Origin of the sequence: Paraburkholderia dipogonis, assembly GCF_046027395.1 — a bacterium.
GTDB classification, from domain to species: domain Bacteria; phylum Pseudomonadota; class Gammaproteobacteria; order Burkholderiales; family Burkholderiaceae; genus Paraburkholderia; species Paraburkholderia dipogonis_A.
The window spans coordinates 72923-92952 of sequence record NZ_JAQQEG010000040.1 but is presented as its reverse complement, the minus strand read 5'-3'; the positions used below and the strand labels follow the sequence as shown (position 1 = coordinate 92952).

The 20030-nt window shown below is 61.3% G+C and carries 17 protein-coding genes and 1 pseudogene; 9 read left to right on the top strand and 9 right to left on the bottom strand.

Features of this window, described 5'->3' with window-relative positions; all coding sequences use genetic code 11:
• Positions 1 to 186: 186 nt before the first annotated feature.
• A complete protein-coding gene (locus tag PQR32_RS32800) occupies positions 187 to 2256 on the bottom strand; it encodes an FAD-dependent oxidoreductase (RefSeq protein WP_408237061.1) in 2070 nt (689 codons plus the stop codon).
• Between the two features lie 97 nt (positions 2257 to 2353).
• Here PQR32_RS32800 and PQR32_RS32795 point away from each other — a divergent pair, with 97 nt between their 5' ends.
• Complete coding sequence (locus PQR32_RS32795; RefSeq protein ID WP_408237058.1) at positions 2354 to 3301, top strand: LysR substrate-binding domain-containing protein; 948 nt, start codon at positions 2354 to 2356, stop codon at positions 3299 to 3301.
• A 120-nt stretch (positions 3302 to 3421) separates the two neighbouring features.
• On the top strand, positions 3422 to 3904 hold the full coding sequence (locus PQR32_RS32790; RefSeq protein WP_408237056.1) for a cupin domain-containing protein: 483 nt from the start codon (positions 3422 to 3424) through the stop codon (positions 3902 to 3904).
• A gap of 31 nt (positions 3905 to 3935) precedes the next feature.
• Here PQR32_RS32790 and PQR32_RS32785 read toward each other — a convergent pair whose 3' ends face one another.
• The 6 genes from PQR32_RS32785 to PQR32_RS32760 all read right to left on the bottom strand — a co-directional run bounded on the left by PQR32_RS32785 (position 3936) and on the right by PQR32_RS32760 (position 11310).
• The gene (locus PQR32_RS32785; protein ID WP_408237053.1) at positions 3936 to 5123 is read right to left on the bottom strand and encodes a porin; all 1188 of its coding nucleotides are present in this window, start codon (positions 5121 to 5123) and stop codon (positions 3936 to 3938) included.
• A gap of 161 nt (positions 5124 to 5284) precedes the next feature.
• Positions 5285 to 6505: a CaiB/BaiF CoA transferase family protein gene (locus PQR32_RS32780; RefSeq protein WP_408237064.1), complete on the bottom strand. Its 1221-nt coding sequence runs from the start codon at positions 6503 to 6505 to the stop codon at positions 5285 to 5287.
• Positions 6505 to 7872, bottom strand: coding sequence for an MFS transporter (locus PQR32_RS32775; RefSeq protein WP_408237050.1), 1368 nt, complete (start codon positions 7870 to 7872; stop codon positions 6505 to 6507). The genes PQR32_RS32780 and PQR32_RS32775 overlap by 1 nt, the downstream gene beginning before the upstream one ends.
• Positions 7873 to 7980: 108 nt before the next feature.
• The gene (gene fahA / locus PQR32_RS32770; protein WP_408237047.1) at positions 7981 to 9318 is read right to left on the bottom strand and encodes a fumarylacetoacetase; all 1338 of its coding nucleotides are present in this window, start codon (positions 9316 to 9318) and stop codon (positions 7981 to 7983) included.
• Positions 9308 to 10543, bottom strand: coding sequence for a CaiB/BaiF CoA transferase family protein (locus PQR32_RS32765; protein WP_408237044.1), 1236 nt, complete (start codon positions 10541 to 10543; stop codon positions 9308 to 9310). The genes fahA and PQR32_RS32765 overlap by 11 nt, the downstream gene beginning before the upstream one ends.
• Before the next feature lie 2 nt (positions 10544 to 10545).
• Positions 10546 to 11310 carry an enoyl-CoA hydratase/isomerase family protein gene (locus PQR32_RS32760; protein ID WP_408237041.1) on the bottom strand — a complete coding sequence of 255 codons (765 nt, stop codon included), beginning with the start codon at positions 11308 to 11310 and terminating at the stop codon, positions 10546 to 10548.
• Between the two features lie 415 nt (positions 11311 to 11725).
• On the opposite strand from PQR32_RS32760, the gene PQR32_RS32755 reads away from it, so the two are divergent.
• From PQR32_RS32755 to PQR32_RS32730, 6 genes and pseudogenes are all read left to right on the top strand, one after another.
• The gene (locus tag PQR32_RS32755) at positions 11726 to 12424 is read left to right on the top strand and encodes a TetR/AcrR family transcriptional regulator (protein WP_408237038.1); all 699 of its coding nucleotides are present in this window, start codon (positions 11726 to 11728) and stop codon (positions 12422 to 12424) included.
• Between the two features lie 282 nt (positions 12425 to 12706).
• The gene (locus PQR32_RS32750) at positions 12707 to 13687 is read left to right on the top strand and encodes an ABC transporter substrate-binding protein (protein ID WP_408237035.1); all 981 of its coding nucleotides are present in this window, start codon (positions 12707 to 12709) and stop codon (positions 13685 to 13687) included.
• 84 nt (positions 13688 to 13771) lie between these two features.
• Positions 13772 to 14746 (top strand): ABC transporter permease subunit, encoded by a 975-nt coding sequence (locus PQR32_RS32745; RefSeq protein WP_408237032.1) that lies wholly within the window; start codon positions 13772 to 13774, stop codon positions 14744 to 14746.
• Positions 14743 to 15522 carry an ATP-binding cassette domain-containing protein gene (locus tag PQR32_RS32740; protein WP_408237030.1) on the top strand — a complete coding sequence of 260 codons (780 nt, stop codon included), beginning with the start codon at positions 14743 to 14745 and terminating at the stop codon, positions 15520 to 15522. Before PQR32_RS32745 ends, PQR32_RS32740 begins: the two co-directional genes overlap by 4 nt.
• Positions 15523 to 15951: 429 nt before the next feature.
• Positions 15952 to 17433, top strand: coding sequence for a diguanylate cyclase domain-containing protein (locus tag PQR32_RS32735; protein ID WP_408237027.1), 1482 nt, complete (start codon positions 15952 to 15954; stop codon positions 17431 to 17433).
• Positions 17434 to 17635: 202 nt separating this feature from the next.
• Positions 17636 to 17881, top strand: a pseudogene (locus tag PQR32_RS32730) (helix-turn-helix domain-containing protein); the annotation flags it as partial.
• Positions 17882 to 18051: 170 nt separating this feature from the next.
• Here the strand turns inward: PQR32_RS32730 and PQR32_RS32725 are convergent.
• Positions 18052 to 18771 carry a hypothetical protein gene (locus PQR32_RS32725; RefSeq protein WP_408237024.1) on the bottom strand — a complete coding sequence of 240 codons (720 nt, stop codon included), beginning with the start codon at positions 18769 to 18771 and terminating at the stop codon, positions 18052 to 18054.
• 295 nt (positions 18772 to 19066) lie between these two features.
• Between PQR32_RS32725 and PQR32_RS32720 the strand changes: the two genes are divergently transcribed.
• Complete coding sequence (locus tag PQR32_RS32720; RefSeq protein ID WP_132374139.1) at positions 19067 to 19339, top strand: hypothetical protein; 273 nt, start codon at positions 19067 to 19069, stop codon at positions 19337 to 19339.
• Positions 19340 to 19718: 379 nt separating this feature from the next.
• Here PQR32_RS32720 and PQR32_RS32715 read toward each other — a convergent pair whose 3' ends face one another.
• Entirely contained in the window at positions 19719 to 20006 is a 288-nt protein-coding gene (locus PQR32_RS32715; protein ID WP_408237021.1) for a hypothetical protein, read from the bottom strand.
• Positions 20007 to 20030: the final 24 nt, after the last annotated feature.

Below are 20030 nucleotides of genomic sequence, written 5' to 3'. Positions count from 1 at the left end.
GGGGGGGGGGGCCCGCCCCCCGCGGGCGCCCCCCACAGCCCATGCGGACCAGCCTGTGGTTGCGGCGGCGCCGGCCGCGAGAAGCGTTTTCACGGCGCGCCTGCGTTCGAGGTCGGGGTTATCGCTGTCGAGAGGCATGGCCATGGTCTGTCCTTTGAGTTCTGATCGAGCGGGAAGGGGCGTCGCCTACATCGCAACGCAGAGGCGATACGCGTCATAGATCGCTGTAGGGATGTCGCGCGACGCCACCGCGTCGCCGATCCGGTAAAGATGGAACTGCGCGTCGCCGTTCGCGGCCTGCAAGACCGGCTGCGCCCTTCCGCGCGCGAACGCGGCGAGGTCCATCTGGCCGTCATTGACCGAGTGCACGCGGGCGGCCTCGAAGAGATCGTCCACGGCGAGGGTCCCGCGTTCGACGACCACGTGCTCCGCTTCCAGCTCCACGAGCTCGTCGGTCAACTGATGCCTGAAGATCGCGCGCAGCATGCCCACGTGGTCGCGCCGCACATCGCGCCGAACTTCGACGAGTTCGAGATGGGCGCGCACAGGCACCTGCCACTTTTCGAGGTTGCGAAGCCACACGAGGTCGTCGCCCTTGCCGCCGGTTTCCTGCGCGGGCAACGCGTCGAGCACGGCGAGGCGCACGTCGAGTCCCGCCGACACGAAGCGCTCGGTGCATAGATAGGCGTTGTGACGGCCGGTGCCGTCGTAGACGAGCACGCGTCCCGCCCTCGGCGGTGTATCCGATAACGCATCGACCACCGAGCGGCACGATTCGCCGCCCGGCAGCGCGTCGAGATCGGGCGTGCCGCCGGTTGCCACGATCGCCACGTCCGGGCGCACTTCGAGCAGGTCGGCGAGTTCGGCGTACTGGTTGTAGCGGATGTCGACCCCCATCCGTTCCAGTTCGGCGAGACGCCAGTCGACGATACCAATCAGATCCTTGCGCCAGCTTCCCGACGCGGCTAGCAGCACCTGTCCGCCTGCGCGGTCGGCCGCTTCGAGCAGCGTGACCCGATGGCCCCGGCTCGCGCACACGCGCGCCGCTTCGAGTCCGGCCGGCCCCGCGCCGACGATCAGCACGTGGCGAGGCGTCGCGGCCGGCGCAATGTCGTGCGGCAGGAAGGTTTCGCGCGCGGTCGCCGGGTTGTGGATACAGGTCGCCTTCGTATTGCGGCAATGCGAGCCGCCGACGCAAGGGCGCGCGGCCTCCTCGCGCCCCGTCTCGATGAGCCGCACGAGATGCGGCTCCGCGATGTGCGCGCGTGTCATGCCGACCATATCGATGAGGCCCTCGCCGATTGCATAGCGCGCGGTGGCGAGGTCGGCGATCTTGGCGGCGTGAAAGACCGGCAGCCGCACCGCGCGCCGGAACGCGGCGGCCTTGGAGAGCCAGGGCGCCGACGGCATGAACATGCCGGGCATGCTGTTGACGACCAGCGACATCTTCGTGTCCATGCGCCCGTAGACCACGTTGAAGAAGTCGAAAAGCTCGCTCTGCTGCAGGATGCGGGCCATTTCCAGACTGTCTTCGAAGCTGCAGCCGTCTTCCAGCGCGAAGCGAAAACCGACCGGATAGGCGTCGCCGACTTCCTTGCGGATCGCCTCGTGAACCTCGATCGCAAAGCGGCACCGGTTCGCGGCCGAGCCGCCGTAGCGGTCAGTGCGCAGGTTGACGGCCGGGTTGAGGAACTGCCCGATCAGATGGCCGCCCGCGTGCGTCTCCAGGCCGTCGAGGCCGCCTTCCAGGCAGCGGCGCGCCGCGCGTCCGAAATCGGCCACGATGCGCGTGATGTCGTGCTCGTTCATCGCTTGCGGGATCGCGCGATGCAGCGTTTCGCGGCGCGGCGACGGCGCGAGCATCGGCAGCCACGGTTCGGCGTAGGGATCGCCGCGCCGGCCGAGATGGGTGATCTGACACATCAGCGCGGCGCCGTGGGCGTGCACGCGTTCGGAGAAGTGCCGCAGATGCGGGACGACTTCGTCGACGCCCATGTTGATCTGCTGGAACGTGTTGGGACTGTCGATGCTCACGTTCGACGAGCCGCCGAACATGGTGAGCCCGATGCCTCCCTTGGCCTTTTCCTCGTGATAGCGTTGATAGACTTCCTGCGGGAATTCGTTTTGAATGAGACGGCTCGCGTGGCTCGTGCTCATCACGCGGTTCTTCAGCACCAGATGTTTGAGCGTCAGCGGTTGCAGCAGGGGATCAGACGAAGCGGCCGGCCGCGCTTCGTCCGCATTGTGCTCTGTCATGTCGGGACTCTCTCGATGGGTCTGCCGACAAAGTAGAGTTGGCCTGAAAGCGCGTCAATTTACATGTTCGTCAACGGGGATAACATGGTGTTAACAGATGGGACTTAGACTGCCTTCGCTTCAGGCGCTGCTCGTTTTCGAAGCCGCGGCGCGTCACATGAGCCTCACACGTGCGGCGCTCGAACTGAACGTTACGCCGGTCGCGGTGAGCCGCATGGTGGCGCGTCTCGAAGACGCGCTCGGTTTCCAGCTGTTCGCGCGCACAAAAACCGGGCTTGCCCTCACCGACGAGGGCGCGAAACTGCACGTCGCGGTGGCCTTGGGCTTCGGCCAGGTGAGCGACACGATCACCGAACTGAAGAGCCGCAAGGAAGAGAGCGAGACGGTCACGCTTTCCATCTCCAGCGGGTTCGCGTCGCAGTGGCTGCTGCCGCGCCTCGAGCGCTTTCAGCAGGCGTTTCCTTCGGTGAACCTGCGCTTGCAGGTGATGGCGAGCCGCCTGTACGGTCCGCTCGACGGCGCCGATCTCGGTATTCGTTTGCATAAGCCCGGTTCCGGGCACGATGCGCTCTGTTTCTGTCCGGAGCTGATCATCGCCGTGTGCAGCCCGGGCTATCTCGCGGAGCACGGCCCTCTCGACGCGCCGCGTCAGGCGGGCGGTCACACGCTGATACACCTCGAGCCGACGACGCATACCTGGGCCGACTATTTCGAGCTGACGCGGGTGATGAACCATGCATCGGCGAAACACGCGAGCTATTCTGATCCGGGCCTCGCGCTGCAGGGCGCCATGCTCGGACACGGCGTGCTGCTCGGCTGGCTCCTCGCGGTCGCCGCGCCGCTCAATACCGGGGCGGTCGTCCCCGCGTCGGACCGATTGGTGGAGACGGGTTGCAATTACGTGCTGGAATGCCGTACGCGCGAGCCATCGGGATCGGTGCGCAAGGTGTCGCAATGGCTGATCGACGAGATGCGCGCAGAGCTGGCGAAGGTCGCGCCGGCACTGGTTTCGCTGGAGCGGATAAGGGGTGGGGCATCGAATTGATGATAGCGGCACGGGCCGAATGTGTGAATCGAACAGCGCCCGCGCGGCGAAAGACGGTGTTTCGTCGAACTCCCTCCGTTACCCGTTATCATCGTTTCTCGTCCCCAAGGAGAACAGGCGATGAGTCGTCCCGATTTCATCAAACACTGGACCGAACTGGAAGAACCCCATGCGCATTGCTATCGCGGCGATTCCGAGCCGATGGGCCTTGACGCGCCACTGTCCGCTGCGATGGGTATTACGCGGATCGGCATTCATCATGTGAGGCTTCTGCCGGGTCGGCGCACCTCATATCCGCACGCCGAAAGCACCGAACAGGAGTTCGTCTACGTGCTCCATGGCAAGCCCGATGTCTGGATCGACGGCGTTCTGCATCCTCTTGCTGAAGGCGACTCGGTTGCGTTTCCGGCCGGCACCGGTATCTGCCACACGTTCATCAACAATACCGACGACGAAGTCAGGCTGATGGTGATCGGTGAGCGGCCGCGCGAAGACAACCGTATCCGGTATCCGCTCAACGAAGCGCACGAACTGACGCGCGCGGACCGCTGGACGGATTGGCCGATCAGACCGATCGGTGAGCATGACGGGATGCCGGACTAACGCTTTTGGGGATCGGTCGCCGGAGCATGCATTAAAACCTGACGCGTAAGCCCGCCGTAACCGCTAACTGATATCGGGAATTGGAGCCAGTCGGACCTCCCACGTTATCGATCGCCGCGGTCAGCGCGTCACCCATGGCCTTCTGATAGACGGCGGCTACATAGGTCGTGGTGCGTTTGCTGAGCAGATACTGGACTCCCGCATTTACTTGTGTCCAACGAGGGTGCGTCCCATCCGTGACATTCTTGATGGATGGAATTCCGCTGACCTCTCCGTCGCTATAAATCAGTGCTACACCTGCGAGTAAGGCCGGGGAGATCTGGTATCTCGCGTTGATTTCATAGTTCGAGAGAGACAGGCTCGAATGGTCGACGTACCTTAACCTGGCGAAGGTGTACACGAATCCAATCGTCGCGGCGTCCCACTGATATGCCGCGCCTGCTCCCGTGACGTCCTGCGTCCGCACCGGACGCGTGTAGAAGATATCGGTGGGGCTCGTGTAGTCGCCGACGATGGCGCCTGTCGTGTTGCTGCCTCCCGTATTGCCGGCCGAAGGGTTTGAGAGATGAAAGTGACCGACTCCGAGCGTCAGCGCTTGCGAGGCGTAGCTCGCCCCGACGCTCCAGGCGCTATTGTTCGAGAAGCCGTTTCCCGATTCGCTCGCAGCCTGATTGCTGAAAGCGTACAGCCCGCCGAACGTCAGTCCGCGATACGTTGGGCTGGTGTACTTGATCGAGTTGTTGATGCGGAAGGTAGTGTAGAGATTGTCGACGTCCCCGATATGGGCGCCATATTGCGTAGCCCATTGTCTGGATGACACAAGCGGCCCGATGAAGTCGACGACTGAATCGTACTGTCTGCCGAATGTCACCGAACCGAGGGTCTGATTGGTCAACCCGACGAACGCCTGGCGGCCGAATAGACGCGAACCTTGCAATTGCGTCCCGCTGGTTACGCTGAAACCGTTCTCGAGCACAAAGATAGCGGAATTGCCGCTACCCAGATCCTCGATCCCTCTAAGCCCCCAACGCGAAGGTGCGCCGACACCGGTTGTCGCCTGTATCTTCCGGGCACCGACGGCTCCTGGCTGGCTGGCCACATTGTTCACGTAACTAACGCCCGCGTCGACCACACCGTAGAGCGTCACACTGCTTTGTGCATGGACACACGCGGTAGCCAGACCGCCGCACGCCAGAACAACTGCGCGACCAAAGTTCATGCTATCTCCTCTGTAAATTTCTATTAATACGCATTACTGAATAAATCGGGAACGTTTTCTTCTGGCGCTCATGACAGGAACCCGCTACTTCAGGAAACTTGGGGAGCTTGCAATGTGTGACGGCCGCCGCACACAAGTGGTGACGGCGGCCGTTCGCCCACTCATATCACCGAGCGCTCACGCAACGCCGCGATCCGCTCGTCGGCGTAGCCGAGTTCGCCGCGCAGAACGTCGTGCGTATGTTCGCCGAGCCTGGGCGGGTGGGCGCGCGCTTGCGGCGGCGTGCCGCTCATTCTGATCGGGTTGCGCACCAGCTTCACCCTGCCGCCGGACGGATGCGGCATATCGATTTGCATTTCACGCGCCACCACCTGCTCGTTTTCGAATACTTCAGCCAGATCGTTGATTGGCCCGCACGGTACGCCCGCGGCTTCGAGCGCCGCAATCCATTCCTGTTTGCCACGGCCGCGCACCATCTCCGAAAGGATCGGCACCAGCGTGTCGCGATTTTTCACGCGTGCGGGATTGGTCGAGAAGCGCTCGTCGTCAGCCAGTTCCGTGCGGTTGCCGGCTTCGACGAATTTGCGAAACTGCCCGTCGTTGCCGACTGCGACGATGATCCAGCCGTCGCGGGTCTGGAACGTCTGGTAGGGCACGATATTCGGATGCGCGTTGCCCCAACGCACCGGCGCCTCGCCGCTCGCGAGGAAATTTGCATTGACGTTTGCCAGCATGGCGACTTGCACGTCGAGCAGCGCCATGTCGATGTATTGTCCTTCGCCGGTGCGGTCGCGATGCGCGAGCGCCGTCAATACGGCAACGGTTGCGTACATGCCTGTCATCAGGTCCGTAATCGCGACGCCGGCTTTTTGCGGTCCACCGCCCGGCGATCCGTCGCGCTCGCCGGTGATGCTCATGAAGCCGCCGAGTCCCTGGATGATGAAGTCGTAGCCCGAGCGCTGCGCGTAGGGTCCGGTCTGCCCGAATCCCGTCACAGAGCAGTAGACGATGTCGGGCCGCACCGCCTTCAACGACGCGTAGTCGAGGCCATACTTTTTCAACTGGCCGACTTTGTAGTTTTCCAGCACGACGTCGCTTTGCGCGGCCAGTTCACGGATGATCTGCTGGCCTTCGGCCGTGGCGATGTCGACGGTGACAGAGCGCTTGTTGCGGTTGGCGGCCAGATAATACGCGGCCTCGCGTGTGTCCGCGCCGTCCGGTGTTTTCAGGTAGGGCGGTCCCCAGTGCCGCGTGTCGTCGCCGACTTTGGGTCGTTCGATCTTGATGACGTCGGCGCCAAAGTCAGCGAGCGTTTGCGCGCACCACGGGCCGGCAAGCACACGGGTGAGATCCAGCACACGGATATGATTGAGCGCGCCCATCATGAATTGCTGCCTTGACTGTGGGTCGGAGCAGCGACCCGGTTTCTTGAAGCGGCCCATGGCAACGCCACGACGAGCGTGACAGCCGACAATGCCTGCACGCAAGCCGCAGTGACAAAGCCGCTCGTATAGGTGCCGGTCGCCTCCCGTATGTACCCTGTGAGCCACGGTGTCAGAAAGCCCGCAAGGTTCGCGAAGGAACTGATGAAAGCGACGCCGACCGCTGCCGTATTCGATCTCAGGAATCGTACGGGAATCTGCCAGAACAGCGAGATCCCCGCACCTGTTCCGGCGAGAGCGAAGACGAGTGTCGTAAAGGTGACGGCGCGGTTGCTGTGCCAGACGAATATCAGCAGGATCAGGCTCGCGACGCTGACGATGGACGCGATCGCGCAGTGGTAGCGAACGTCGCTATGCCGGCTTGCGTACGAGCAGAATGCAATATTGCCGACAGCGCCGAGTACGCAGATCGCCGCGATTGCATTGCCGATGGCCGTGTACCCGCCGAAGCCCGCGTCGTGCAGGATGGTCGGAATGAAGAAGCTCAGGGCCGTGTTGGCGGTGAGGATGCAGAAATAGGCGGCGAAAAGAACCCAGACAACGGGATTGGCAAGCAGTGGCCCCTGGTGGTCCGCGCCTGCGGACGAACGTTGCCTGTCACGCGCCAGATCGGCCTGGATAAGTTCCCGTTGCTCCGGGGACAGCCAGGACGCGGTCGCCGGGCTATCCGACAGGACAAACGGAACGAGGCAGCCGAGAAGCAGGGTGGGGGCGGCCTGAACCAGGAACATCCAGCGCCATCCTTGCAGCGACAGGAGGCCGCTCATATGTTCCAGGATGAATCCTCCCGTCAAGCCGACGGCGACCGTCGAACAGATCGCGGCGGAGTGAAAAATGCTGAAGTTACGGGTTCTACGTTGTGCTGGAAACCAGAGATTCAGATAAAGGATGACACCGGGATAGAAACCAGCTTCGAAAGCACCTAGCAGGAACCGCAGGAAGTAGAAGACGGGCGGGCTGTCCACCAGTGTCATGGCGAGACTCGTCGCGCCCCAGCCGATTGCAATGGCGGCGATTGTCTTCCGTGCGCCCAGCTTTTGTTGAATCAATGTGCTCGGAATGCCGAACACGACGTACCCTAGAAAGAACAATCCCGCGCCGAAACCGTACACGATTTCGCTGAAGTGGAGATCCGACAGCATCTGCAGTTTCGCGAACGCGACATTGGCCCGATCGACCCACGCGAGCATCCACAGCAGGAAGAGGATCGGAACGATTCTCCATTCCGAGGTCGAATACGCGCGTCGTAGTGCAATCTCGGACGCGTCGCCCAAGGCGTTCGCATCGGCGTCGTAGAGCGAATTCATGAAGTGTCTCCTTGGTGACATGCCCGGATCTGATCGCCCGGTGTCATGACGGTGTTAAGGCAGAAGCGGGCGGCGTCATTCGCGCCCGTCACGGTGCAACAACAGGCGCTACGAAACGACTCGCGCGGGGACGACTTTCCCACGGTTCTCACCAAAACCAATTCGCGCAAAGCCGCTCCGCTCGCACCAGCCTTTCATGACGACCGTGTCGCCGTCCTCGAGAAAGCTGCGTGTTTCGCCATTGTCGAGCGCGACGGGTGTCCGGCCGCCGGCGGTGAGCTCGATCAATGCGCCGGCTTCGGCGGCTGTTGGGCCCGAGATCGTGCCGCTCCCCAACAGATCGCCGCTGCGAAGGTTGCAGCCGCCCACGGCGTGATGCGTGACCATTTGAGCCACGGTCCAGTATTGATGGCGGAAGCTGGTACGCGACAGGCGGGTGGCCGGACCTTCGCTCGTGCGCTGTCGTTCGGACTCCAGCCAGACTTCGAGCTGGATGTCGAGGCCGCCTTCGCGCTGATTGGCCGGTGCGTCGAGATAGGGCAATGGTTGAGGCTGGTCGGCAGGCCGCGCCCACTCATGCCGGAACGGTGCGAGGGCGTCCATCGTGACGATCCAGGGGGAAATGGTGGTGGCAAAATTCTTCGCGAGAAACGGGCCCAACGGCGTGGATTCCCACATCTGTATGTCGCGGGCAGACCAGTCGTTCAGCAGACAAAGACCGAACACATGTTCTTCGGCCCGGTCGATGGAAATTGGCTCGCCCCGCGAGTTGCCGACGCCGATAAAAATTCCCAGTTCAAGTTCGTAGTCGAGTCGCGCACACGCTGCAAGCTCCGGCGCGCCTTGACCCGCGACGAGGCGCTGCCCGAGCGGGCGCCGTACCTGTTCACCGGATAGTCCGATGCTCGAGACGCGGCCGTGATACGCGACGGGCATCCACTGAAAGTTCGGCGACAGTGACGCGTCAGGCCGCAACAACTTGACGATGTTGCGCGCGTGGTCGATCGACGTGTAGAAGTCTGTGTAGTCGCCGATGGACACCGGCAGGCTGTATTCGACGTCGGTCTGCGCGACGAGGCACCGTTCGAGCCGGTTCCGATCCGCGACACTGGGCGCGCCAGCCGCGGATGCCTCGAAGAGTGCGAAAACAGCGTGCCGCAGAGCGCGCCACGCCTGCGAACCCATGCTGAAAAACGCGTTGAGCGAAGCTTGGGTGCACGCAAGCGCGGCTTGCACGGCCAGGCCGTCGAGGCATCGTTCGTGAACGAGCGCGGCGAGGTCGATGACCTGGTCGCCGAGCGCTATGCCCGCACGAAACCGCTCGGCGCTTTCCCTGCGGCGAAAGATCGCGTAGGGGAGGTTTTGCAGCGGAAAGTCGCTGGCAGGGTGATTGGCGGACGCCAGCCAGCTCCTGGCGCTGACGTCGTGTGTGTGGTCAAGGCTCATCGAATTCACCCCGCAGGCTCCGGCGGCTCAGCAGCACACGGCGTTGGCGCAGTTCCTGGATCAAGGCCGGATCGAGGTTGCGCTCGGCGAGCAGTTCGACGTTGTGCTCGCCCTGGAAGGCGGGGATGCCCGGCGGCGGCAAGGTCGCGCCGCTGAAGCGCCAGGGCGAGCCCGGCATGCGCATCGTGCCTCCCGCGCGGTCGTCCACGTGGACGATTGCCCCCCAGTCCTGCGCCCATTCGGATTCCGCGAGATCGTTCGTGCTGCGGACCACACCAACGGCGAGACCCGCCTCGCTAACCTGAGCCTGAAGTTCGTCGAGGTCGGTGAAGGTGAGTACCCAGGCACGTACTTCGCTCAGCAGCGCGGCGATGTTCTGGCGGCGCAGCGGCGCGGTCGCAAAGCGTGGATCGAGCAGCAGATCGGTCCGGCGCATCATCGAGCAGAAGCGGACGAACATCGGCGTGTAAATGGGACTCGCGGCGATGGTCAGCTGGCGTCCGTCGGGCAGCTGGTAGATATGGGATTCGGGCGCGCTCAGTGCGGGTGGTTCACCTTGCGTGTCGATTCCCGAAAGCTGTGCGCCAGCGCGCTCGTTCACCGCGAGCATGGTCGCGGCCATCGAGACGTCGACGTGCTGCCCTTCACCCGTGCGATTGCGATGCTGGACCGCCGCGAGCACGGCAATCACGGCATGCAGACCCGTGTAGACGTCCGCATGACTGCACGCATCATTCCTGAGTTCGGTGAGCGATTCGCCGTAGTGGTTCTGCAGGATATCCGTCAGTCCCGTTTCGGCCTGAACTGTGGGCGCAAAAGCGGGGCGGTTGCGCCATGGTCCGGTTTGCCCATAGCCGCTGATGGACACGTACACGACTGTCGGATTGATCCTGTGCACTTGCTCGTAGCCGAGTCCGAAACGCGTAAGCGTGCCGGGGCGGAAATTTTCAACGATGATGTCGGCGTCGCGGCACATGTCGACCACGATTTCGCGCGCTTCAGCCCAGTTCAGGTCGAGACTGAGGTTGCGTTTGCCCGCATTCTGCTGCGCGTAGTAGACCGACATGCCGTCTATGTGGGGTACGCCTCCGCGGCCAGAGTCGCCGCCCGGCGGTTCGATCTTTGTCACATCGGCGCCAAGGTCGCGCAACGTTTTCGTACACAGCGGACCGGCCAGCACCCGTGTGAAGTCGATGACTTTCAGGCCCTCCAGTGGAGCGTTCATGGTCAATTCCCCTCAAATACCGCAGAACCCGGGCCGGTTTTCGCGAAGGCCTGCAGGCCACGCTTGTGGTCGGCGCTTGCCCACATCGTGTTGCTGGCTTCGGTCTGATGGGCGTCCGCGCCGGCGATCCCATGACGTGCGGACAGATTCGCCAGTTGTTTGATACCCGTCAGTGCGACCGTGGGGCCCGCCGCGAGCTGACGTGCCCATGACATCGACACGGCAGGCAACTCGGACTCGGCCGTGACGAGGTTGATAGCACCCCAACGTTCGAGCGCCGCGGGATCGTGACGCCGGCCGAACATCGCCATTTCCTTTGCCCTCGCCGGGCCGACGCGCTGCGTCATCCGTTGCACGCCGCCTAGCAGCGGCAATAGCCCGAGAGATGCTTCCGCCATGCCGAAGAACGCGGTGTCGGCGGCGATGATCATGTCGCAGGTCAGTGCCAGTTCGACGCCGCCGCCGAGCGCGCCGCCATGAACTGCCGCCACCGAAGGAAGGCCGATGTTTTCGAGCGCATCCAGCAGGGACTCGAAGCCGGCCTGGTCGCGTCGTCGTCCACCACCCGTGAAGCCGCCCACATCCGCTCCGGCGCAAAAATGACGCATACCGCTGCGCAAAAGGATCGATCGGCACCCGTTTTCTACGGCCTTGTTGTAGGCGCTAAGCAAATCCGCCAGAAACCTGTCGTCAATCAGGTTATGAGGAGGCTTCGCCATTGTGACGACGCCCACTGCGCCGTCTTTCTCGAACAGAACCGTGGTCATGTTTTATCCTGCGTTGAGCCCGGCGACGATCGCCAGGCATGTTCATCGACTAAACACATTAGTCATACTGAGTGATTTGAATGGCCGCTGCGATGAGGCTGTCAGGTATGGGCGGTATGCTCCATCTGTACATTGCTCAAACGGTTTCTGCGGTTCGCTCCCGTCGGTCGTATGCCCTCACTGGTTGCATGACAGAAGCTCCGTGCTTTCAATGTTCAGCCAGTTCGTGAGACAATGATAACAGCGTTAACTTCGTCGCCAATCAGGGTATTCCCGGCCTAAGATGCAAGCGCCGTTGATTGGCATGAGCGTTGGACTATGAGATTGGCGGACGCTGGCTAAGCGAGGTCCGTTGCATGCTTCGACACCGGATATCTATAATTTTCAACTTGTCTGAACTTTTTTTGGCGGCGTCGTGAATTCAAAATCGTCCTCTGAAGTGGCCGTGCCCTATCACCATGGAAACTTGCGCAATGCGCTGATCGTCGAGGGACGTCGTGCCTTGGAGGAGATCGGCGTCCACGACCTCAGTTTGAGATATCTCGCGCGGGCCGTGGGCGTGTCCGAGGCGGCGCCATCCCGCCATTTCGCCGGCAAGGAAGGGCTGTTGGCCGCTATCGCGGCGGATGGATTTCGCGACCTAGCGGCGTTGCGCCGCGCGATCAACGCGTCCGACGATGCGGCGATGTCCAAGGCATACCGGATGATGAGGGTCTATGTCGAATTTGCTCAGCGCCATAAAGGACTATTTGAATTGATGATTGGTCCGCGGATCGTTGCGCGCGATTCTTACCCGGAACTCAGCGAGGAAAGCGGAAAATCTTTTAGGCTTTTTGCTTCGGCGGTCGAGGCATTCGCGTTGGAAAAGCAGTGGGAACAGCAGTCACTGACGCTCGTCACGCATGCCGCGTGGAGCGTGGAGCATGGACTCGCCACGCTGATCCTCTCGGATCGTGTGCCGCGCTCGGATATTCCGGTTCCGATCGATCATATGGTCGAGTTCTCAATCAGCATGTTTCTCAGTGCGGTCGCTGCGGGCGCATCGCGCCTCGAAGTGATCGCCAGTCAACTTCAGCACTCGACTGGAGCGGACAAAGTAGTGCGACTGCCGTAGTGAGAATTGGCCTTGGCGAGGGAGAAATCGCTGCATGCGCGGCGTACTGTCGGTCAAGGCCGCCCCCCGGCTGTGGAGTCGTTCCACTGTCGGTAACGCCGCGTCAATTTGCGAAGAGGCCGTTGCAATTGAACTGATATGCGGAAACGATGCAGGAAAACACCAGGGCCGCTCCTGGCGCGCGTCAGTATACTGGCCAACTGCCGGACGCCGTCACTTCAGGAAGGTCAGAACGAGTCAGCTCAGGCGCCGTTCGTCGGACTCAACAGGAGGAAGACAAAAATGAAGCGCATCGTTTCCCACTATCTGGTTGCACTTGCAACGATCGTTGCATCTTCGCTCACGGGACCGGCGTATGCGGATGCCGCGCATCCCGTCGTCGCGTTGCTGCCGGGTGTCACCGATCCTTTCTACTTCACGATGCACCGCGGCGCCGAGCGAGCCGCGAACGAAGAACACGTCCAGTTGTTATTCCAGGTGCCGAAGGCATGGAACACCACCGAGCAGGTGCCGATCCTAAAGGCGTTCATCGCCAAACGTCCGGATGTCCTGCTGGTTTCACCGGTCGACAAGCAGCAACTGATCGGACCGCTGAAGGAAGCGGCAGACGCAGGGATCAAGGTCATCACGGTCGACACGTATATCGGCGACGGCCACTATCAGACCGGCAAGGGCGACGCGGATTTCCCGTTGTCCTACATTGCTTCGGACAACCTGGAAGGCGGGCGCGTGGCGGCGCGATCGCTCGCGAAGGCCATTGGCGACAAGGGCACGGTCTATTGCGAAAACAACAAGCCGGGCATCTCGAGTACCGATGCGCGTGCCGAGGGTTTCCTGGATGAGATGAAGAAGCACCCGAACATCAAGGTGCTGCAGACGCAATATAACGAGGACGATGCGAACCGCGCTGCGTCCCACGTCGCCGCGGTGCTCGCGCGCAACCCCGACCTTGCCGGCGTGTTCGGCGCCAACACGTTCTCCGGCAGCGGCGCCGCCCAAGGCGTCAAGGCGGCCGGCAAGCAGGGCGTCGTCAAGGTGGTGGTGTTCGACGCCGTGCCTGGCATCGACCAGCAGATCAAAAGCGGCCTCGTGGACATCGCGATCGCGCAGCGCCCGGATGAAATCGGCTATTACGGCGTGAAGTTCGCGGCAGACGTGATTCGCGGCAAGAAGATTCCGCCCTTCAAGAGCACCGGCTTCGTGGTGCTCGACAAGACGAACATCGACCAGCCAGACATGAAGAAGTACATCTATTCGAACTAGACAAGCGCTGTCGAACGAGGACCTAGCCCCCGCGTGCGCCGCTGCGCGCACGCGCACGCCATTCCCGATTTCCCGGACGACTCGATGGACAACTCACGGCTCGACAGGCTCGCACTGATCAGCAGGCTCTGGCCCTGGCTTTTCCTGTGTGCGCTACTGGTGTTTTTCGAAGTCTGGGCGCGGATATCGGATCATCGCTCGTTCGTCTTCAACGCCTACAACCTGCAGTCGATCGGACTGGCGGCCAGCGCGCCGCTACTGCTTGCGATCGGCCAGACGTTCGTGATCATCACGGCGGGCATCGACCTGTCGGTGGGATTTGTGATGGGACTGGCCGCCGTGTGTGTCGCGCAATTCACGATATTGGGCAGCGGCTCGCCGTGGATCCTGCTGTTCTCCATTCCGCTGACCGTCGCGGTATGCGCGATTCCGGGGCTCGTCAACGGCGTACTGATTGCGCGGCTCGGTGTGCCCGCCTTTATCGGCACGCTCGGCATGTACGGTGTCGCACGAGGTGTGGGTTTTCTGGCGGCGGGCAGCGGCATGACCGTGGCGGTCGACAATGCCGGCCTCGCCTGGCTCGGCCGCGGCTGGACCCCGGTCGCGCTGACCGCCGTTTTGCTGGTGATCATGCATGTCGTGCTGTCGAAGACGCGTTTCGGCCAGTACACCTATGCAATCGGCGGCAATCCACAGTCGGCGATCCGCGCCGGCATCAATGTCAGGCGTCATCTGCTGGTGATCTATCTGATCGCCGCTGCGTTTGCCGCTATCGGCGGCATTGTCTATACGGCGCGCTTTGCCGCGGGCGCTGCCAACGCCGGGGAGCCGATGCTGCTCGACTCGATTGCAGCGGTCGTGATCGGCGGGGCGAGTCTGTTCGGCGGGACCGGCAATGTCATCGGCACGCTGATTGGCGCACTGATCATCGCGGTGATCGAGTTCGGACTGGTATTCATCGACGTCAACGCGTTCTGGCAGTTTATCGTGGTCGGCATTGTCATCATCATGTCGGTGCTGATCGATCAGTACAAGGAACGTCTCGGAGGTGCCCAATGAGCACCCCGATCCTCGAGGCGCGCGATATCTCGATCCGCTTCGGCGGCGTGGAGGCCTTGCGGCGCGTCTCGCTGCGACTGATGGCGGGCGAGGTGCTGGCGCTCGCCGGCGACAACGGTGCAGGCAAGTCGACGCTCATCAAGATCCTCTCCGGTGTCTACCACGCCGACGCGGGCCACTTGCTGTTCAATGGCTCGACCTTGCAACTGCGCGACCCGCAGGATGCTCGCGCTCAGGGGATCGAGACGATCTATCAGGATCTCGCGCTCGCCGACAACCTCGATGTCGGCAGCAACATCTTCCTCGGACGCGAGCCGACGCGCCGGCAATTCGGACTTCAGGTCATCGACCGGCCGCGCATGGCGCGGGTCGCACGCGAAGTACTCGAGCGTCTCGATATCGTGATTCCCGAGCGCAAGCTCAGCGGTCCCGTGAAGATGCTCTCCGGCGGCCAGCGACAGGCGATTGCGATCGGCCGCGCCATTTACTGGAATGCGCGTGTTCTGATCATGGACGAGCCGACTGCCGCGCTCGGCGTACCCGAACAACGCAAGGTCATGGAATTGATCGCCGCGCTGAAAGCCCAGGGCGTGTCCGTCATTCTGATCTCGCATAATCTTCACGATATCTTTGCCATTGCCGATCGCATCGTTGTGCTGCGGCGTGGTGAGGTTGCCGGCGAACGGCTCGTGGCCGGGACTAACGGCGACGAGATCGTGCATCTGATCGTCGGCGATACGTATGCGAACACGAGTGCGCGAGGATCGGGCCATTGAGCGATGCATCTGCCCATCTGCTGCGACTATTTGATAACAGAAAAAGTCATTCAATTGCAGAATTAATTTATATCGCGAGTTGAATCGTCGGAATATCAATGGAATATAAAATTTTTATCGTTTCGCCCGCGTAGAGCCGCGATTATTCTCACTGAATGTCTTGCCGCGCCTTGTGTGGCTTGCTTCATTATCAGTTCCATGCTTGCTGGATGCATGGCACTCCATATATCCTCAGACGATACGACCGTCCTTTTTTTATTTCATCAAAAACAATAAACTTTTTGAGAGGTTTGTCGTTAAAGCATTGCGCGACCTAACAATGGCCGGCTCGTCTTCATTTGGAAAAGCCAGGAATCGTGCTGGCGTCGTCAAGCGATCATTCGGTGCACTGAGAGACTCGCGTTCGCCTGTGCAGTGTGAAAATGAACCATGGATCGAACAATTTACGCCACGAGCAGCACCAGATCCTCCCGCCACGCGCTAATTCTGGTGCCCGCGCTGACCGTTCTCGTCCTCGGCATATTGTGGGTAACCATACTGCTGCGCTTGCAGGTCGAGAAGGCCTCCGTGATGCGCGACACGCGCGTGGCTGCGCGCACGCTGGCCGATGCTTTAGAAACCCATACGCTGAAGACCGTCCATGATGTCGACGAGATCGCGTTGCTGGTCAAATACGGATACGAACGTACGCCGCAAACCTTCGATCTTGCAGCGTATCGTGCATACGGGCTGATTACCGCGGACACGGCACTACAGGTCACCATTGCGGGTGCCGACGGCCGCGTGATTGCATCGACCTTGCCATTTTCAGGCACGGTTGATCTCAAGGACCGGGAACATTTCCGGGTGCATCTTGCCCCGGCAAACATCGGGCTCTTCATCAGCCAGCCTGTGATTGGACGTATTTCCAGGCAATGGTCCGTTCAGGCAACCCGCCGTATCGACCGCCCCGTTGGAGGTTTCGGTGGGGTCGTGATCGTCTCGGAAGATCCGGCTTATCTGACAGATGGCTTCTACAACAATGCTGCGCTGGGCGAGCATGGCATGATCGCCGTTTTGTCCGGTCGTGGGTTCATGTTGTCGCGTCGCGCGGGTAATTCACCGAGCCGGTCTGGCGAGGCGCTGCCGAGTAGCTATGCCTCTCTCGGCAAGACGGTGCTGGCCGACTTCTCCGATCCGATCGATCATGTCGAACGTGTGGTAGCAAGTCGCCATCTCGAGAAATATGGTTTGACCGTCGTCGCCGGTCTTTCCGTCGATGAGGCACTGGACGATTACTACAGGATGCGTCGCGTGTATGTGACGATGGCCTCGACCATCACGGTGATGCTCGCTGCACTGTCGACCTGGATTACTGCTCTGATCGTCAAACTCCTCAACGGCAAAGAAGAATTGCGCCGTCTTTCTCAAACGGACCGACTGACGGATTTACCGAACCGCGGCAAAATTGTGGACCTGCTCGATGAGGCGATCGCGGCACCGGGCGCGGTCGGAAAAGTCGCTGTCATCTTTGTCGATCTGGACAACTTCAAAGAGCTCAACGATACGTACGGCCACCAGTGCGGCGACGAAATTCTGGCGATGGTGGCGGCGCGGCTGCAGGCTACCGTACAGAAGCGCGGCGTAGTAGGGCGCCTCGGCGGAGACGAGTTCCTTCTTGTGCTCAAGACTGACGCTATAACCGGCGTAGTCGAACAGATGGTCAGCGAATTGACGGCTGCTCTGCAGGTTCCCCTGAATTCACGTTGGGGTATTGAGACGGTCGGTGCGAGCTTCGGTATTGCTATTCTGAAAGCCGGCGTAGACTCGAGTGAACTCATCAGGAAGGCGGACTTCGCGATGTACCAAGCCAAGAATCGCGATCCCGCTTATCGAATAGACTCAAGCACAGACCGTATTTTTGCGCGATGAGTCTTCCATTGCGCGGGGCGCGTCGATGGAAGATTCAATCAGGTCGCGCATGCTGGATATCCTTCAGGATCGGCTCATCGAAGAGGGCGATCCACCGTCAGCGCAACGTCATTGGACTGCTCGTTAGGATCACGAAGCTGAGATGGATCGCCCTTCACGGCAGGCCGAAGGCGCGCGTATCGCCGGGTCCTGCATCGGGACGTGGGCGCGAGATCATCTCAAGGCTGGCTTCTCGCTGCGGGAAGCTGCTAACGCGCTGGCGACGAGCGCGCGTTCATTGCAACGCCGATGTCAGGAGGTGCTCGGCAAATCGCCGCTGGCTTACTTCCAGGATCTGCGTGTCGAACGTGCGCAGTCTCTCCTGTACGGCAGCGGTCTTGGCCTCGACGCCATCGCAGCTGAGGTCGGTTACGTTGGCGGAGCGACGTTACGAACACTTTTACGTTAGCGCCCGGGACGCGGAGTGCGCGATCTTCGCACCGACCTGCGCTGACGGCGCTCGCCTCGTTTATACGAACTGGAAATCGCCGTGATTGAGGCGGCCGCGCCCGTCGTGGGTCAGAGTCCGCTTTCGGTGCAGTAACGTTTCGCACGCCGCCGCTGTCGCGCGCTTCTGCGTTACGCCAACGAGCTCGCCAGAGCGCGCAGGGTCTGGCTCGGATCATCTTCGATGGGCGAGCCGTGCGACACGAGAATGCGTTTTAGCGACGGAAGTTCCGCCCATTCCAGAAGCTGAGCGCGCAGCACCTCTTTATCCGCGACGAGGATCAACTTCACCGGCTTCGGAATATGCGGTTCGTCTCCCGCGAATCCCATCATGCGCAGGAACCAGCCACCGAACCCGGATTCATGGCGAATGTTGCTGACCAGATCGTTCAACACCAGCGTCGTGCCGTTCAACGTGCGAATGACGAGCGCCGCCTCATGTCCCCGCGTTCCGGGGACGGTCACGAACTGCACGTTCGGATCGCCGAAGCCGGGGTCTGTCGTGTCGACGTGCACCGCTTCTTCCACCTTCGTTCGCGAGCCTTCGGGCGCAACGACCTGCATTAACGGGTAACGCTCTTTCCAGATCTTTGCGTCCAGCCGATGATGGTCGTTAGGCACCACCAGAAAGGCGGGGCGCCCGTAGTCTTCGAGCGCTTGCATCTCGAGATCATCGAGCGCAATTGCGCTGAATATGACCAGCCGCGAATCGTTCAAACGCGCCACGGTCATACGTCGCGACAGGTCGGTGAGCGGCATATGGAGTTCGCCGGTCACCGTGAGAACGTTTTCGTCGACTTCTGTGAGCTTGCCGTGCGGCAAGACTTTCCACTGCTGAAAAGGCTTGGTCATCATTGGGCTCCTTTTCTGGAGGCGGTCACCGTAGATATGCAGTGTGCGCGCAAATAGAGGACCGTCAAGCGAATGATGTGAAAGACGCGTGTGTTCCCCGCGTCCATCGCACACGGGCTTTGAACCCATGTGAAGCGGTTCCCCAACCGGTCAGGACGGCAACAGTTTTCGCACCTGATATTGCGGCCGGAACTATTCGGAAATTCCCTTCGTCGCCACGCTGCAACTGCGATGTACACTTTCCAGCAGGGGCATTCCACGGTTTCAGGACCGGGTAGAACAAGCAGGATCGCCAATGAAAAGAATCTACGGGTACAAAGGCTTTGAGGTCACCGTGGAGTTAGAGCCGGTATGGGAGACCGCAGGCAGCGTGACGCTGCTGCCTCCGCGTGGCTTCGTCGCGGTCGTGCAAGTCAGAACGATGGGTGCGGTGGGCGCTACGCGCCCCGTGGTTGCGCCGATTCGCCTCGGGGCGACCATCCAGCAACCGTTCCCGACCCAGGCCGAAGCGCTCATGGCGGGGTATAGCGCCGGGCAGCGCGTAGTCGACGACACGTTCGCGCGCTGACGACAGTTCGTTACTGAACAGTTCTGATTGGTGGATTGTCCTTACGCCGGCCTTTTGTACCATCAGTACCGTCTGTACCGTCGAAGTCAATGCCGCCGAACGGCTCGCACAAGATACTGGCTGCTGGCGAGATTTCAGAAACGAAAAAAAGCCGCAGACATCGCTGCGGCCCGAAGACACACGCCGCGCATAGGGCGCTGACGTTGGAATCGATCCTACACAACCGAGTTTCTGAAGCAACCAGGTGTCTCGTCTGAATATTCACGAGCGGCCGCGTTGCCGTGTCTTCCGTGGAGCGGGCCTGGGTCATCGCTGACGCAGGCGTTGCGCAATGGCCACAGGGCCAGCGTCCCGCACCAGGGCCACGGCATCCGGACTTTCATCTGGCCTGGGCCTTCGCCGACATATCGTTCTGCCGGCTCAATGGAGCAGCCTCAGTGAAAGTGAGGTTATCGTCGCGCGCGTCGATCCAATCAATGGCCCATTGCCGCGCGACCTCGATTGCCTCGTCTTCGGTTTCGAACCAGGCAAGATTGCGCTCGATGTGCATTTCAGTGTCCACATCGTCGTCAGGCGACGCTCGGATGATCCGCGCATGCGCGAAGAACTGACCAAGCGAAAATTCCGGGGTTGCGTCAATGACCCAGCCGCCGTACTCGTACTTCATGATTGCCTCCGATACCTGGCTAAT